16 protein-coding genes are annotated in these 14,880 nt (G+C 66.7%); 8 read left to right on the forward strand and 8 right to left on the reverse strand.

Going from position 1 to position 14,880, the window contains the following annotated elements:
* Positions 1-117: 117 nt before the first annotated feature.
* The 3 genes from ttcA to HHL14_RS14270 form a co-directional block, all read right to left on the reverse strand.
* Positions 118-1,131, reverse strand: coding sequence for a tRNA 2-thiocytidine(32) synthetase TtcA (gene ttcA, locus HHL14_RS14260; RefSeq protein WP_169498263.1), 1,014 nt, complete (start codon positions 1,129-1,131; stop codon positions 118-120).
* A 3-nt stretch (positions 1,132-1,134) separates the two neighbouring features.
* A complete protein-coding gene (locus HHL14_RS14265) occupies positions 1,135-1,530 on the reverse strand; it encodes a dihydroneopterin aldolase (RefSeq protein WP_169498264.1) in 396 nt (131 codons plus the stop codon).
* Between the two features lie 92 nt (positions 1,531-1,622).
* Positions 1,623-2,462 (reverse strand): SDR family oxidoreductase, encoded by an 840-nt coding sequence (locus HHL14_RS14270; protein WP_169498265.1) that lies wholly within the window; start codon positions 2,460-2,462, stop codon positions 1,623-1,625.
* 13 nt (positions 2,463-2,475) lie between these two features.
* On the opposite strand from HHL14_RS14270, the gene HHL14_RS14275 reads away from it, so the two are divergent.
* Positions 2,476-3,681: a class I SAM-dependent methyltransferase gene (locus tag HHL14_RS14275; RefSeq protein ID WP_169498266.1), complete on the forward strand. Its 1,206-nt coding sequence runs from the start codon at positions 2,476-2,478 to the stop codon at positions 3,679-3,681.
* A gap of 31 nt (positions 3,682-3,712) precedes the next feature.
* Positions 3,713-3,907, forward strand: coding sequence for a DUF2905 domain-containing protein (locus HHL14_RS14280; protein ID WP_167047497.1), 195 nt, complete (start codon positions 3,713-3,715; stop codon positions 3,905-3,907).
* 41 nt (positions 3,908-3,948) lie between these two features.
* On the opposite strand, the gene HHL14_RS14285 is transcribed toward HHL14_RS14280, so the two are convergent.
* From HHL14_RS14285 to HHL14_RS14300, 4 genes are all read right to left on the reverse strand, one after another.
* Positions 3,949-5,181: a multifunctional CCA addition/repair protein gene (locus HHL14_RS14285; RefSeq protein WP_169498267.1), complete on the reverse strand. Its 1,233-nt coding sequence runs from the start codon at positions 5,179-5,181 to the stop codon at positions 3,949-3,951.
* Positions 5,178-5,831 (reverse strand): glutathione S-transferase family protein, encoded by a 654-nt coding sequence (locus HHL14_RS14290; protein ID WP_169498268.1) that lies wholly within the window; start codon positions 5,829-5,831, stop codon positions 5,178-5,180. The genes HHL14_RS14285 and HHL14_RS14290 overlap by 4 nt, the downstream gene beginning before the upstream one ends.
* Before the next feature lie 33 nt (positions 5,832-5,864).
* Positions 5,865-6,818, reverse strand: coding sequence for a complex I NDUFA9 subunit family protein (locus HHL14_RS14295; RefSeq protein WP_169498269.1), 954 nt, complete (start codon positions 6,816-6,818; stop codon positions 5,865-5,867).
* Between the two features lie 93 nt (positions 6,819-6,911).
* The gene (locus HHL14_RS14300) at positions 6,912-8,885 is read right to left on the reverse strand and encodes a lytic transglycosylase domain-containing protein (protein WP_169498270.1); all 1,974 of its coding nucleotides are present in this window, start codon (positions 8,883-8,885) and stop codon (positions 6,912-6,914) included.
* A gap of 20 nt (positions 8,886-8,905) precedes the next feature.
* Between HHL14_RS14300 and HHL14_RS14305 the strand changes: the two genes are divergently transcribed.
* Positions 8,906-9,529, forward strand: coding sequence for a 5-formyltetrahydrofolate cyclo-ligase (locus HHL14_RS14305; protein ID WP_230413046.1), 624 nt, complete (start codon positions 8,906-8,908; stop codon positions 9,527-9,529).
* A 61-nt stretch (positions 9,530-9,590) separates the two neighbouring features.
* On the opposite strand, the gene HHL14_RS14310 is transcribed toward HHL14_RS14305, so the two are convergent.
* Complete coding sequence (locus HHL14_RS14310; RefSeq protein WP_169498271.1) at positions 9,591-10,103, reverse strand: winged helix DNA-binding protein; 513 nt, start codon at positions 10,101-10,103, stop codon at positions 9,591-9,593.
* A gap of 228 nt (positions 10,104-10,331) precedes the next feature.
* On the opposite strand from HHL14_RS14310, the gene pxpB reads away from it, so the two are divergent.
* From pxpB to HHL14_RS14335, 5 genes are all read left to right on the forward strand, one after another.
* Positions 10,332-10,985: a 5-oxoprolinase subunit PxpB gene (pxpB, locus tag HHL14_RS14315; protein ID WP_169498272.1), complete on the forward strand. Its 654-nt coding sequence runs from the start codon at positions 10,332-10,334 to the stop codon at positions 10,983-10,985.
* Entirely contained in the window at positions 10,982-12,040 is a 1,059-nt protein-coding gene (locus HHL14_RS14320) for a 5-oxoprolinase subunit C family protein (protein WP_169498273.1), read from the forward strand. The genes pxpB and HHL14_RS14320 overlap by 4 nt, the downstream gene beginning before the upstream one ends.
* A 14-nt stretch (positions 12,041-12,054) precedes the next feature.
* On the forward strand, positions 12,055-12,807 hold the full coding sequence (pxpA, locus tag HHL14_RS14325; protein WP_169498274.1) for a 5-oxoprolinase subunit PxpA: 753 nt from the start codon (positions 12,055-12,057) through the stop codon (positions 12,805-12,807).
* A gap of 355 nt (positions 12,808-13,162) precedes the next feature.
* Complete coding sequence (locus tag HHL14_RS14330; RefSeq protein WP_169498275.1) at positions 13,163-13,918, forward strand: DUF969 domain-containing protein; 756 nt, start codon at positions 13,163-13,165, stop codon at positions 13,916-13,918.
* Positions 13,915-14,871: a DUF979 domain-containing protein gene (locus HHL14_RS14335; RefSeq protein WP_169498276.1), complete on the forward strand. Its 957-nt coding sequence runs from the start codon at positions 13,915-13,917 to the stop codon at positions 14,869-14,871. The genes HHL14_RS14330 and HHL14_RS14335 overlap by 4 nt, the downstream gene beginning before the upstream one ends.
* Positions 14,872-14,880 lie beyond the last annotated feature (9 nt).

The following is a 14,880-nucleotide window of genomic DNA, read 5'->3' on the forward strand; positions in this document are numbered from 1 at the left end:
TATCATGCTGCACCTGCGAAAAAGGCCGCTGACGCGGCCCTGGCAGGGGTTCGAAACCAGCGTAAAAACGCCGGAATGCCTGCTGAACAGGCACTTTTCGTAAGCGCGGAAAACGTGTCAGAGGTCGTCGAACTGGACCAGCGAAATGGTCTTCGCGCCGTTCAGCGGCGCGCCTTCGTCGGCGCCGGTCGAGCACGGCTCCTCGTCGAACGCGATGTCGCCGTTCGGATCGGCCTCGCCGCTCGCGCGCAGCGCCGCGAACGGGAACAGCTGGTGATCCATCAGATGCGACGGCACCACGTTGGACAACGCGTTGAACATGTTCTCGATACGACCCGGGAAGCGCTTCTCCCAGTCGCGGATCAGCGCCTTCATTTCCGCGCGCTTCAGGTTCGGTTGGCTACCGCACAGATTGCACGGAATGATCGGGAATTCGCGCAACTCAGCGTATTTCTCCAGATCGGTTTCCTTCACGTACGCGAGCGGGCGGATCACGATGTTCTTGCCGTCGTCCGATTGCAGCTTCGGCGGCATGCCCTTCAACTTGCCGCCGTAGAACATGTTCAGCAGCAGCGTTTGCAGGATGTCGTCGCGATGGTGGCCGAGCGCGATCTTGGTCGCGCCGAGTTCGCCCGCGACGCGATACAGGATGCCGCGACGCAGCCGCGAGCACAGCGAGCAGGTGGTCTTGCCCTCCGGCACGAGCCGCTTGACGATGCTGTAGGTATCCTGATTCTCGATATGAAACGGGATGTCGAGCTGCTTCAGGTACTCGGGCAGCACGTGCTCGGGGAAGCCCGGCTGCTTCTGGTCGAGGTTCACCGCGACGATCTCGAAGTTGATCGGCGCGCGCTCGCGCAGCCGCATCAGGATCTCGAGCATCGCGTAACTGTCTTTGCCGCCCGACAGGCACACCATCACCTTGTCGCCGTCCTCGATCATGTTGTAGTCGCCGATCGCCTGGCCGACCTGGCGCGCGAGGCGCTTGAACAGCTTGTTGTTCTCGTACGCTTCCTTCTGCTCGCGGCGCGTGAGCGGGGATTTATGCACGCGGGCGGCCCCCGTGGCTTCGGCGGCCTCGGTGGCTTCGGCCGCTTCGGCGGTCTGATTCAGCATGTCCGGCGCGTTCATCGCTCAATCCTCCTTGATGCGGAAGACTTCGACGCCGACCGCGTCGCAGTCCGGATAGACGTCCGGCTTCTCGGTCGACACGCGCGCGCCGCGCACCTGCGGATGTTCGAGCATGGTGCGCACGAGGTCGTCGCACAGCGTTTCCTGCAGATGGATATGGCCTTGCGCGACGCGCTGCGCGATCGTCGAGCGCATGAAGTCGTAGTCGACGACTTCGTTGAGCTTGTCATGCACCGGCGTGGACAGCGCGAGCGGCACGAACAGTTCGACGTTGATCACGACGCGCTGTTCGCCGCGCTTTTCGAAATCGTGCACGCCGATGTTGATGTGCACTTCGTAATTGCGCAGAAAGAGCCGGCGGCAATCGGCGAGCCGGGGATGCGAAAGAGCGGCAAACATGTTCGTTCCAGTCAAAAAAGCGTGCTTTGCACGCAAGTGGGCGCTTCGTCATGCACGGCGGGGGCCTCGGCGAGGCCGGCCGCGCGCGCGTGTCAGGCGCCCGTCAAAAACATTACGTCGCGCGGCAGCGGCACGAGATGCTGCCCGCCGTCGACCACCAGCGTCGTTCCGGTGACGCCGCCTGCATCCGCGAGATACAGCGCGGCGGCGACGATATCCTCCGGCCGCGACGCACGGCCCAGAGGCGTCATTCGGTGAGCGGTCGCAAACCCGTCCCGGGTCTGGTCGCCCGATTGCATCGTCAGACCGGGCGCGAGCCCGACCACCCGGAGCTTCGGCGCGAGCGCCTGAGCGAGCGCGACCGTCGCGGTCTGCAGCGCCGCCTTCGACAGCGTGTACGACAGATAGTCCGGGTTCATGTTGTACAGCTTCTGGTCCAGCACATTGATGACGACGCCGCGCTGGCTTTCGTCGCTCAGCGCCGCGTCCGGCGTCGCCTCGTACAGCATGCGCGCGAGCACCAGCGGCGCGCCGACGTTCATCGCGGTCAGCTTCAGCAGCAGCTCGTAGCCGACGTCGCGCGCCGTGTCTTCCTCGAAGCGCGACGCGTTGTTGACGATGCACGACGGCCGCCCAAGCGCCGCGGTGCAGTCCGGCAGCAGCCGCGCGACCTGCGCCTCGTCGCCCAGTTCGGCATGCAGCGCGACCGCGCGGCGGCCCATGGCGGCGATTTGCGCGACCACTTCGTCGGCTTCCTCGCGCGATGCGCCGTAGTGCACGGCCACGTCCCAGCCGCGCGCGGCAAAACCGAGCGCGAGCGCGCGTCCGATACGACGCGCGCCGCCGGTAATCAGCACGGTGCGGGAGGCTTCAGGCCGGGCGGCAGGCGCCGCTTCGGCCGCGCGGGCAGCGTTGTCCGAGGAGACGGTCATTTACAATGCGGGGATGAATCCGAAAGCTCACCAACCCGATAGTTTACCTGCTCCCGGCCCGAGCGCGCTCGAACAGTCTGACGCGCTGGTTGCGCAGCTCCGCGCGCAGCTGGACGCGGCCGGCGGCTGGTTGCCGTTCGACCGCTACATGGAACGCGCGCTATACGCACCGGGGCTCGGCTATTACAGCGGCGGTGCGCGCAAATTCGGTCTGCGCGGCGACGACGGCAGCGACTTCGTCACCGCGCCGGAACTGTCGCCGCTCTTTGCCGCGACGCTCGCGCGCCCAGTGGCCGAAGCGTTGCAGGCGAGCGGCACACGCGACGTGATGGAATTCGGCGCCGGCACCGGCAAGCTCGCGGCAGGCCTGCTCACCGCGCTCGATGCGCTCGGCGCCGAGTTCGGCAGCTATTCGATCGTCGATCTGTCGGGCGAACTGCGCGAGCGGCAACGCGACACGATCGCGGCGGCCGCGCCCGCGCTGCTGGCCAAAGTGCGTTGGCTCGACGCGTTGCCGGAGCGCTTCGAGGGTGTCGTGATCGGCAACGAGGTGCTCGACGCGATGCCCGTGCGCCTGTTCGCGCACAGCGGCGGTGCCTGGCGCGAGCGCGGCGTGGTGTGGCGCGACGGCGCTTTCGCATTCGACGACCGGCCGGTCACCGCAGCCTCGGACCTCGCGCTGCTGACCGAGATCGACGCGACCCGCGAAACCGGCGCGGGCGACGAGTACCTGACCGAAACGCACGAAGCCGCGATGGCCTTCACGCGCACGATCTGCACGATGCTCGCGCGCGGCGCGATTTTCCTGCTCGACTATGGCTTTCCGCGTCACGAGTACTACCACGCACAGCGCGCGCAGGGCACGCTGATGTGCCATTACCGGCATCGCGCGCATGGCGATCCGTTTCTGTATCCAGGCTTGCAGGACATCACCGCGCACGTCGAATTCACCGGCATCGCCGAGGCGGGTACCGAAGCCGGCGCGGATCTGCTCGGCTTCACGTCGCAGGCGCGCTTTCTGTTGAACGCGGGCATCACCGAAGCGCTCGGCGAAATCGATCCCACCGACACCGCGCGTTTCCTGCCGGCCGCGAATGCGGTGCAGAAGCTGCTGTCCGAGGCGGAAATGGGCGAGCTGTTCAAGGTGATCGCTTTTTCGCGCGGGCTCGACGATACGCTGCGCGCGTTTTCGAGCGGCGACCGCTCGCATACGCTGTGATTTTTGCTCCGCCGGAGCGCAAGGACTCGCGATGATTCGCTGGCTGCTGACCACCTTCATTGCCGTCGCGGTGCTGTCCTCGTGCTGGCCGTGGCTGAGGAAGCTCGGCATCGGCCGGATGCCTGGGGACGTGACCCTACGCCTGTTCGGCCGCGAGTATCCGTTTCCATTTATGTCGACGCTGGTGCTGTCGATGCTGTTGTCGCTGCTGGCGCGGGCGCTGTAGACAACGCCCGCGCACTGCCGCGACACCGCCACAGCGCCGCACTAGGCGAGCACCGCTTCCACCGCGCGCACGCGCTCCTGATGCACGGCGTCCTTGATGCCGGCCGGCGCATCGGCGAGACGCTTTGCGACCGCGCCCGCATCCACGCCGCGCGCGGCGACCAAGGCCACCCTCAAGCGCTCCGCCTGGCGATACTCGTTCATCTCGAAGCCCAGCCGCCCGCGCGCATCGGATTCGCAGGCCTGCAGCGCTTCGGCGAAACGCGCCGGCTTGCGGATCGCGTCGCTGCGCTCGAACAGGCGCACCAGCGCGGCCGCACCCGTTTCCATCACGCGATGAATATTGCCGTGCTCGCGCGCGACCAACACCGCGAGGTCGCGGCACTCGTTCGGCACGCGCAGCCGTTCGCACAACGGCTTGAGCAGATCGACACTGCGGCCCTCGTGGCCGAGGTGACGCGGCAGGATGTCTTCGGGCGTGGTCGCCTTGCCGAGGTCGTGCGTGAGCGCGGCGAAACGGACCGGCAGCGTGTAGCCCTGCTGCGCGGCATGGTCGACCACCATCATCACGTGGATGCCGGTATCGACCTCCGGGTGATAGTCGGCGCGCTGCGGCACGCCGAACAGCGCGTCGATCTCCGGCAGAATCCGCGCGAGCGCGCCGCATTCGCGCAGCACTTCGAACATCCGCGACGGCTTCTTCTCCATCAAGCCACGCGACACCTCCTGCCACACACGTTCGGCGACCAGCGCATCGACTTCCCCGTCGGCGACCATCTTGCACATCAGCGCCATCGTTTCCGGCGCGACCGTGAAATCGACGAAACGCGCCGCGAAACGCGCGATGCGCAGAATTCGCACCGGGTCTTCCAGGAACGCATCGCTGACGTGGCGAAACAGGCGCGCCTGCAGATCGGCCTGACCGTTGAACGGATCGATGACCGGGCCGGTCAGCTCGCCGCCCGGACGCACTTCGCGCGCCATCGCGTTGATGGTCAGATCGCGGCGCGCGAGGTCTTCCTCGAGCGTGACGTCAGGCGCATAGAAAAACTGGAAGCCGTGATAGCCGGCCGCGGTCTTGCGCTCGGTGCGCGCGAGCGCGTATTCCTCGTGCGTCTGCGGATGCAGAAACACCGGGAAGTCCTTGCCCACCGGCCGATAACCCTGCGCGACCATCTGCTCCGGCGTCGCGCCGACCACCACGTAATCGCGATCCTGCACCGGCACGCCGAGCAGCTCGTCGCGCACCGCACCGCCTACTGCATAGATATTCATGGGCATTCGTCTTGATAGGGAATCGCGTGCGTTTCCTTGTGAGCAGCGTCGATCCACGCCTGGACCGCGGGCAACGCGGTAAGCCGCTCGACGTACGCGGCGGCGGTCTCCGAGAGCGCCGGTTTCCACGTGTTGAAACGCATCGCGACCGGCGCGTACATCGCGTCGGCAATGCCGAACTCGCCGAACAGGAACGGGCCGCCGTAGCTTTGCAAGCAGTCGCTCCAGATCGCCTCGATCCGCGCGATGTCGGCGAGCGCGCCCGGCGTCGCGTTCTTGCCCGCGAACGACGCGCGAATGTTCATCCACATGTTCGAGCGCAGTTCGCCGAAGCCCGAATGCATCTCCGCGCTGACGCTACGCGCGTGTGCGCGCGCCGCCGCATCGCGCGGCCACAGCGCGTGCTGCGGGAAACGCTCGGCGAGCGTTTCGGCGATCGCCAGCGAATCCCAGACCGGTTGGCCCGCAGCGTCGATCAGGCAAGGCACCTTGCCCGGCCCGCGCGGCACCTGTGCGCGGATCTTCGCGTTAGTGTCCGGCTGGTTCAGCTGGATCAACACTTCGTCGAACGGAATGCCGAAATGCGTGAACAGCAGCCACGGACGCATCGACCAGGACGAGTAATTCTTGTCACCAATGAGCAGCTTCATGCGGGATAGGAAAATGAGTGGAAAGAGAATGCTTCAGCGGCCGGCGCTGGCGCGGAAGGTGTCGAGACGCGACCCTTTGGACGCCCCGGTCAGATACGTCGGCACGATCGCTTCGATGCTGGTCGGCTCGAGGCCGAGTTCGGGCGCGAGCGGTCCGCTCAGGATGTTGGCGACCTTCATCGAATCGAGATTGTCGCGCGAAATCACCGGTTCGCCGGGCGCCATTTCGAAGCTGAGCGCCTGCAGGCGCGCGAGCGGTTCGGGCAGGCGGATGATGCGCGCATGCTTGCCGATCACGTCGCCGCAATACGACACGAGGTCTTCGAGCGTGTAGACGGTCGGGCCGCCGAGTTCGTAGGTATGGCCGGTGGCGGCATCGAGATCGAGCACGTTGACGATCGCCTTCGCGACATCGCCGACATACACCGGCTGGAACTGCGCGTCGGGCATCGCAAGCGGAATGGCCGGAAACACGCGTTGCAGGAATGCGAACTTGTTGAGGAACTCGTCTTCGGGGCCGAATACGACGGACGGCCGGAAGATCGTCCACGCGACGCTCGCGCCGTGCACGGCCTTCTCACCGTCGCCTTTCGAGCGTGAGTACATGCTCGGCCCGTTCGAATCGGCGCCGAGCGCGCTCAGATGAATCAGCCGATGCACGCCCTTGCCTTCGCACGCGGCGACGATGCGCGTGGGCAGTTCGACGTGCGCATGCGCGAACGCTTCGCCATACGGCTTGCCGCGTTTGCTATTGAGCACGCCGACGAGGTTGATCACGCAATCGGCGCCTTCGACGAAGCGCGCAAGCTGCACCGGATCGAACACGTCGGCTTCGACGACGTCGATCGGCAGCATGGTGAGATGACGCGCGTTATAGCGGCGCCGGGTGGCGATGCGCACGTCCTTGCCCAGCTCGACAAGCGCGTTGACGAGGTAGCTGCCGATGAAGCCGGAGCCGCCGATGATCGCGATGGCTTGATGTCGCATTTTCGACTCCCTGATGGAAGCCGCGGCAACGGCTGACGAGACGCGCCGCGGCCTTGGAGCCTGGTAGGCTCAAGGCACGCGGCGGCACGGCGCTTACGGTGCGATGTAACCCAGACGCGCCTTCAGCGATTGCGGACGGCCTTCGAACAATGCCGCGTAGTAGACCGTGTTGGACAACACATTCTTGACGTAGTCGCGGGTTTCCTGAAACGGAATCGCCTCGGCGAAGATCGCGCCTTCAACCGGACGTTGCAACGACTGCCGCCAGTTGCGCGGACGGCCCGGACCTGCGTTGTAGCCAGCGGTGGCCAGCACGGCGGACCCGTCGAACTGATTGTAGATCATCGCCAGGTAGTTGGTGCCGAGCAGGATGTTGGTGTTGATGTCGTTCATCTGCTCGCGCGACACTGGGCCGAGACCGATCTTCTTCGCGACCAGCTGCGCGGTGGCCGGCATCAGCTGCATCAAGCCGCCCGCGCCGACTTCGGAACGCGCGTTGATGATGAAGCGCGACTCCTGGCGGATCAGCCCGTACGCCCACTCGATGTCGAGCCCGCTCGACTGCGCGTCGCGCTCGACGATATCGCGGAACGGCGACAGATAGCGCAGCGAGAAATCGTGCTCGCTCTTCGTGCGATCCGCGGTGTTGACCGTGCGGTCGTACATCTGGATGCGACGCGCGTACTCGGCGGCCGCGAGCAGTTGCCGGTCGGTCATCTGCCGCAGCGGCCAGTTCCATTCGCGATTGCCTTCGAGCCGCAGATTCAGCGCGTAGAAACGCTGCGCGAGATCGAAGCCGGGCGTGTTGCCGGCCTGCTGCACTTCGGCGTCGGTGACCGTGGTTTTCGGCGGCACGGTGATCTTCTGGCCGAGTTCTTCCGCGGCGAGCTGGCCGTAGAAGTTGAAGTTCGACGCGATCGACTGGAATTCCTGGTTGGCCGTGTCGACGTCGCCCGCCTGCTTGAGCGCGCGTGCGTGCCAGTACACCCACGACGGCTGCTTGCGCAGTCCGTCGGGCATCTGCTCGATCGACCAGCGCACCATGTTCCAGTCGCCGGCGAGCAGTGCGCTGCGGGTGCGCCATTCATACGCCGGGTTCGACAGCGGCGCGTTCGCCGACAGCCGGAACCAGTCGACCGCGGCCGGCATCTGCTTGAGCGCGCCCTGATAGCCGATCGTGCCCCAGCCGATTGCGCGCTCCGGCGAATTCAGCGACGGCGCCACCGACGCGAACGTGGCCGCCGCCATGGCCGGATCGTTGCGCGCCATGCGCGTGATCGCGAGCAGCGCCAGTTGATGCGATTGCGGATCGGCGCCGACGCCGCGCGCGAGCAGCAGCGGCGGCGTATTGACCGCCTGGCCGAACAGCACCGGATCGGGCGCCTGATCGCCGAGCGCATCGACCAGCTTGCTGCCGGTGCTCGTGTAGTTCTGTTCGTACGCGAGGCGGATCTGCCGCCAGAGGTCGTCGGTGCTGAACTGGCGGTTCACGCCGAGCACCGTGATCAGATCGACGCAGCCGTCGCCGTACCACTTCGGATCGACCAGCAGCCCACGCGCCGCATCCGCGACGTTCTCGCCGCGCGACGCGCGCGATTCGAGCGCGTAGCACTTGACCTGGGTGTCGTCGTCGAGCACGAACTTCGCGTACTGCTGATCGAAGTTGCGCCAGTCGTGACGCGTGCCGAGCACGGTCAGGTAGTCGTTGCGCATGCGGTCGGCGATCGCCTGGCCGTCGTACTTCTGCAGGAACGCGAGCACCGGCGCGTCCGGCGCGTCGACGCGCGCATGGCCGCCCGAATCGAACAGCTGCGGCTTGATCTGGAAATACTCCAGATACGACGGCGCCGGATAGTTCGGAATCATGCTCGCGAGCTGGGCCGCGCGCGCCGCGTCATTGGTGCGCGCGGCCTCGCGAAGCTGGACGAAGATCTGGTCGTCGTTCGCGTTGGTGAGTTGCGAGAGCGGGACAGGTTTGACGGCCGAAGCGGTGCTGCACGCGACGAGCGCCGCTGCGGCCAGCGCGATACCGGCTGCGCGATATACTCGAAAAAGGCGTTTTGACATCGTTGTTTCTGGAGCGCGAATTGGACCCAAGCATAGCATGCAACCCTATCCCGATAACGAAAAAGGCGTTGCGTCAAAGACTACTGGAAGCCCGGCTGCAAGCGGCTTCCGAGCCGGCGAAGAATGCCGCGCTCGGGCGTCGCGTGCTCGATGCGCTGAAGCACTATGCGGTGGGCAGCGTGGGGTTCTACTGGCCGCTCGCGGGCGAGTTCGACGCGCGCGGCGCGGTGTCGATCTGGCTCGCCGCCGACGCGCATCGCGAAGCCAGTCTGCCCATCATCAGAGAGCGCGGCACGCCGCTCGAGTTCCATGCGTGGACGCCTGAGACCGCGATGCGCATCGGTCATCACCGGATTGCCGAGCCGACCTCCGGCCGCGTCGTGGTGCCCGAGCTGCTGTTCGTGCCGTGCGTCGGTTTCGATGCCGACGGCTATCGCCTCGGCTACGGCGGCGGCTACTACGACCGCACGCTGGCCGGTTGGCCGGCGGCCCAGCGGCCGATCACGGTCGGCATCGCGTATGAAGCGTGCCGCACCGACGCGCTTCAGCGCGAGGCGCACGACATTCCGCTCGATCTGATCGTCACCGAGGCGGGGTTTCATCCGGGGCTGCCGGAGCGGGCCCCGCGGCACGATCCGAGTTAGCAACCAACTTTAGCGCGCCCCGCGCAACGCCACCCTCACAGCAACACCCTTGCAACGCCCGTCACAGCGACGCCGCCGCGCGCGCCGCCGTGTCGTAAAGCCCCGAGGCATTGCGCATCAGCTGCGCGGCCTCGCCGATCTGCTGATTGGTCAAGCCGCTTTCCTGCAGCGTCGAGATCAGACAGCTCTCGCGCACCTCGCGATATTTCAGGCACAGCGCGCGGCCCGCGGCGGTCGCCGAAAAGAACACTTCCTTGCCGATCTTTTCGCTTTTTACATACCCTCTAGCTACGAGCTTCTTCAGCGCATAGGTAGCGACGTGCGTGTCCTCGATGTTCAGCACGAAGCAGATGTCCGCGAGCTTCTTGCGACGCTCGCGGTGGGTCACGTGGTGCAGCAGCGACACCTCGATCGCGGTCATGTCCTTGTCGCCGGCGGCCGACATGCAGCGCACCATCCAGCGGTTGAACGCGTTGCCCGCCATGATCAGCGCGTACTCCAGCTCGGACAGTTCCGCGCTGGTCTCGGAGACCAGATGTTCCGACGAAACGATCTTGGTGGGATGACGCGTCATACGAGGTTCCCGCACGCAGTGTGCTGAAAGATTGGGGTGGAAAGTGCGGCAAGTGTACGACGCGCCCTCGCCGCCGACGATCCGGAAAAAGACTTATTGATAAATCATCGACATTTTATTGATAATGTTCGCTCCAACCAGCCTCACCAGCCTCGACTCCGTGCCGGACCTGCGCGCCCATGCCGCACGGTCCGTCCCCTCTTCCGACTCGATCCGGGCCGTCCAGCCATGAGCCAACCACGAATCTTTCCGCTCGGCGATACCGCACTCGTGTGCGCCGCGCCGTCGCCCGCCACGCTGGAGTGCCAGCGGCGCGTGTGGGCCGCCGCCCTGGCCGCGCGCGACTGGCCGCAGGTGCTCGAGGTCGTGCCCGGCATGAACAACCTGACGCTCGTGTTCGATCCGCTCGACACCGACGCCGACGCGCTCGGCGAGCAGTTGCTGGCGGCCTGGAACGCGGCGGATGAAGACACCGCCCCCGGCCGCGAGGTCGAGATTCCGGTGCAGTACGGCGGCGAATTCGGCCTCGATCTGCAGGCGGTCGCCGAGCATACGGGCCTCACCGCGCGCGAGGTCGTCGAGCGTCATGCGGGCGGCGACTACGTGGTGTTCTTTCTCGGCTTCCAGCCGGGCTTCGCCTACATGGGCGGGCTCGAAGCCGCGCTGCACGCACCGCGGCGCGCGTCGCCGCGGCTCGAAGTGGCGGCGGGCTCGGTCGGCATCGGCGGCGAACAGACCGGCATTTATCCGGCGGTGTCGCCGGGCGGCTGGCAACTGATCGGCCGCACCGACGTGCCGCTGTTCGACCCGGTGCGCCGGCCGCCCACCCTGCTGCAGCCCGGCGACCGGGTGCGCTTCACGATCGCGGGGATGCACGCATGATCGACGTGATTCGCGCGGGTCTGCAGACCACGATCCAGGACCTCGGCCGCCACGGCCATCGGCATCTCGGCGTCGCGATGGGCGGAGCGCTCGACCGGCTGTCGCTCGAAGTCGGCAACCGGCTGGTGGGCAACCGGCCCGACGCGGCCGGCCTCGAAATTACGTTCGGCCCGACCGTGCTGCGCTTTCTGCGCGCGACGCGGGTCGCGATCACTGGCACCGAATTCGGCGCGACGCTCGACGGCAAACCGGTCTATTCATGGTGGAGCCTGCCCGTGCAGGCCGGCCAGGAGCTGGTGCTGAACGCGGCGAAGCGCGGCATGCGCGGCTACGTGTGCGTGGCCGGCGGCATCGACGTGTTGCCGGTGCTCGGCTCGCGCAGCACCGACCTCGCCGGCCATTTCGGCGGACTCGGCGGGCGCGCGCTGAACGACGGCGACCGCCTGCCGGTCGGCGCGCCGCCGCAGCGCGGCCACGTCGGCTTCACGCCGGAGGCGCCCGAGTTCGGGGTGAAGGCGCCCGCCTGGTGCAAGTTCGTGCTGGTCCACGAGCCGTTGCGGCGCGGCCGGCATCCGTCGGGCGTGCCGTGGGCGATTCCGATCCGCGTGCTGCAAGGCCCCGAATACGACAGCTTCACCCCGGACGCGCAGCAGTCGTTCTGGTCCGACGAATGGCTCGTCACGCCGAACAGCAACCGGATGGGCTACCGCCTCGCCGGCACCGAACTGAAGCGCACACACAGGACCGATCTGCTGTCGCATGCTGTCTTGCCCGGCACGATCCAGGTGCCGCCGAACGGCCAGCCGATCGTGCTGATGAGCGACGCGCAGACCACCGGCGGCTATCCGAAGATCGGCGTGGTGATCCAGGCCGATCTGTGGAAACTGGCCCAGGTGCGCCTGAACGCGGCCGTCCGTTTTATCCCGACGTCGCCCTACGAGGCGCGCCAGGCTTTGCTGGAAGAACGCGCGTATCTGCGGCAGATCGATGCCGCGATCGCGATGCATGAAGAGCGATGCGCGCGCCAGGCGGCGCTCGTGGCGCAGGAAAACTGAGTAGAGGAATCACCATGGAAATCGATCTGAACGCCGATCTGGGTGAAGGTTGCGGCACCGACGAAGCGCTGCTCGACCTCGTGAGTTCGGCCAACATCGCGTGCGGCTGGCATGCGGGCGGCCCGAACGCGATGCGCGACTGCGTGCGCTGGGCGGTGCAGAAAGGCGTCTCGATCGGCGCGCATCCGAGCTTCAACGATCCCGAGAATTTCGGCCGCAAGGAGATGGACCTGCCGGTGGGCGAAATTTACGCGGGCGTGCTGTATCAGCTCGGCGCGCTGTCGGCGATCGCGCAGGCCGAGGGCGGGCGCATCGCGCACGTGAAGCCGCACGGCGCGTTGTACAACCAGGCCGCGCGCGACGCGAAGATCGCCGATGCGATCGTCTCGGCGGTGCATGACTTCGACCCGTCCGTGGCGGTGTTCGCGCTCGCCAACAGCGGACTCGTCACAGCCGCGCGCAACGCGGGCCTCGTCGCGATCGAGGAAGTGTTCGCCGACCGTGGCTATCGCGCGGACGGCTCGCTTGTGCCGCGCAAGGAGCCGGGCGCGCTGCTCGACGACGAGGACGAAGTGCTCGCGCGCACGCTCGCGATGATCCGCGAGCAGCGCGTGAAGTCCGTCGACGGTCAATGGGTGCCGCTGAACGCGCAGACCATCTGTCTGCACGGCGACGGCCCGCATGCGCTCGCGTTCGCGCGGCGCATCCGCGGCGCGCTCGATGCCGCAGGGATCGACGTGCATGCGGCGAGCGCGGTGCGCGTTTGAGCATCCGGATGTTTGAGGGTCGGTCGCATCTAGACGGCCAGGCGGCTAAGCGTTGAGCGTCTGAGCGCTCGCGACACCGCCATCAGCCCCGACCCTGCGGCTCGCCCCACAGAGCCGCGCATCACCGATTCCACGCCCCGCTCCCACGCGGGGCGTTTGCCAGCGACGGCATCTTCGCGGTGCCGGCGGCAAACCGCGAAGGCAGCGGCCTGCGTCATGCAGAAACGTCGTGCAGGCAGGTACAGAGAGTTCAACGCGGCCGCAGAGCCGCGGCAGCAAGCCGGCGCACGTATCCCGCGCGCCGGTCACGCCCAGCCGCCACGCGCGGCGAAGTCGAAACTTCATGGAGATCCTGATGCAGACAACCGTCAGTCTATGGCCGCTCATTGGTGTGGCCGTCATCATCGTCGGCTTTCTCTTGCGCTTCAATCCGATGCTGATCGTGGCCGTCGCCGCGATCGTCACCGGTCTCGCCGCGCATTTCCCACCCGAAAAAATCCTCGCGCTGATCGGCACCGGCTTCATCAAGACGCGCAACATCCCGCTGATCATCCTGCTGCCGCTCGCCGTGATCGGCCTGCTCGAACGGCATGGGCTGCGCGAGCGCGCGCAGGCGTGGATCAGCGGCATCAAGGCGGCTACCGCCGGGCGGCTGCTGATCGTCTATCTGCTGGTGCGCGAGCTGACCGCCGCGGCCGGGCTGACCGGACTCGGCGGCCATCCGCAGATGGTGCGTCCGCTGATCGCGCCGATGGCCGAGGGCGCCACCGAAAACCGCTTCGGCAAGATCGGCGACGCAGTGCGCTTCCGGCTGCGCGCATTCTCCGCCGCGACCGACAACGTCGGTCTGTTCTTCGGCGAGGACGTGTTCGTCGCGTTCGGCGCGATCGTGCTGATGACGACCTTCCTGAAGGAAGCGGGCATCGTCGTCGAGCCGCTGCGCGTCGCGATGTGGGGGATTCCGACCGCGGTCAGCGCGTTCATCGTGCACGGCTTCCGGCTCTGGCTGCTCGATCGCCGGCTCGAACGCGAATTGCGCGGCAACGCGGCGGACGCCCCACCGCCGGCGACCCCCTCTTCGGCCACGCGTACCACCGGAGACGAAGCATGACTTTCACGATCACCTACCTGTTCTGGCTGCTCGGCATCGTGCTGCTGATTGTCGGCGGCATGATCGTCATCGATCGCGAACATCCGCGCCGTTTCACCGCGGGCGGCTTCTGGATCCTGTACGCGCTCATTTTCCTGATCGGCGACTGGCTGCCGCCGGCGGTGGTCGGCGTCGCGGTGATCGCGATGGCGCTGATCGCGGGCTTTGGCGGCGTTACCGCGGGCAAGCCGAAGACGCTATCGCCGGAGGCGCGCAAGGCGAGCGCCACGCGCCTCGGCAACAGGCTGTTCGTGCCCGCGCTGACGATTCCGGTCGTCACCGTGATCGTCACGCTCGCGGCCAGCCATCTCGTGTTCGGCGGCGTGCCGCTCTTCGACAAGGCCAACGTGACGCTGATCGGCTTTGGCCTCGGCTGCGTGATCGCGCTGGCGATCGCCTGCGTGATCACGCGCGACACCGTCGGGCAGTCGATGAAGGAAGCGCGCCGGCTCGTCGATGCGCTGTCGTGGGCGGCGGTGCTGCCGCAGATGCTCGGCATGCTCGGCCTCGTGTTCTCCGACGCGGGCGTCGGCAAGGCGGTCGCGCACGTGACCACGTCGTACATCAGCCTCGACTACCGCTTCGTCGCGGTGGCCGTCTACTGCATCGGCATGGCGCTGTTCACGATGGTGATGGGCAACGGCTTCGCCGCGTTTCCGGTGATGACGGGCGGCGTCGGCGTGCCGATTCTGGTCGGCGTGTTTCACGGCAACCCGGCGGTGATGGCCGCGATCGGCATGTTCTCCGGCTACTGCGGCACGCTGATGACGCCGATGGCCGCGAACTTCAACATGGTGCCGGCCGCGCTGCTGGAGTTGCCCGACAAGAACGCGGTGATCAAGGTGCAGATACCGACAGCGCTGACGATGCTGGTGATCAACATCTTCCTGCTGAATTTCCTGATGTTTTTGTAGCGGGTTTTT

It is taken from the genome of Paraburkholderia antibiotica (assembly GCF_012927125.1).
Classification (GTDB): domain Bacteria; phylum Pseudomonadota; class Gammaproteobacteria; order Burkholderiales; family Burkholderiaceae; genus Paraburkholderia; species Paraburkholderia antibiotica.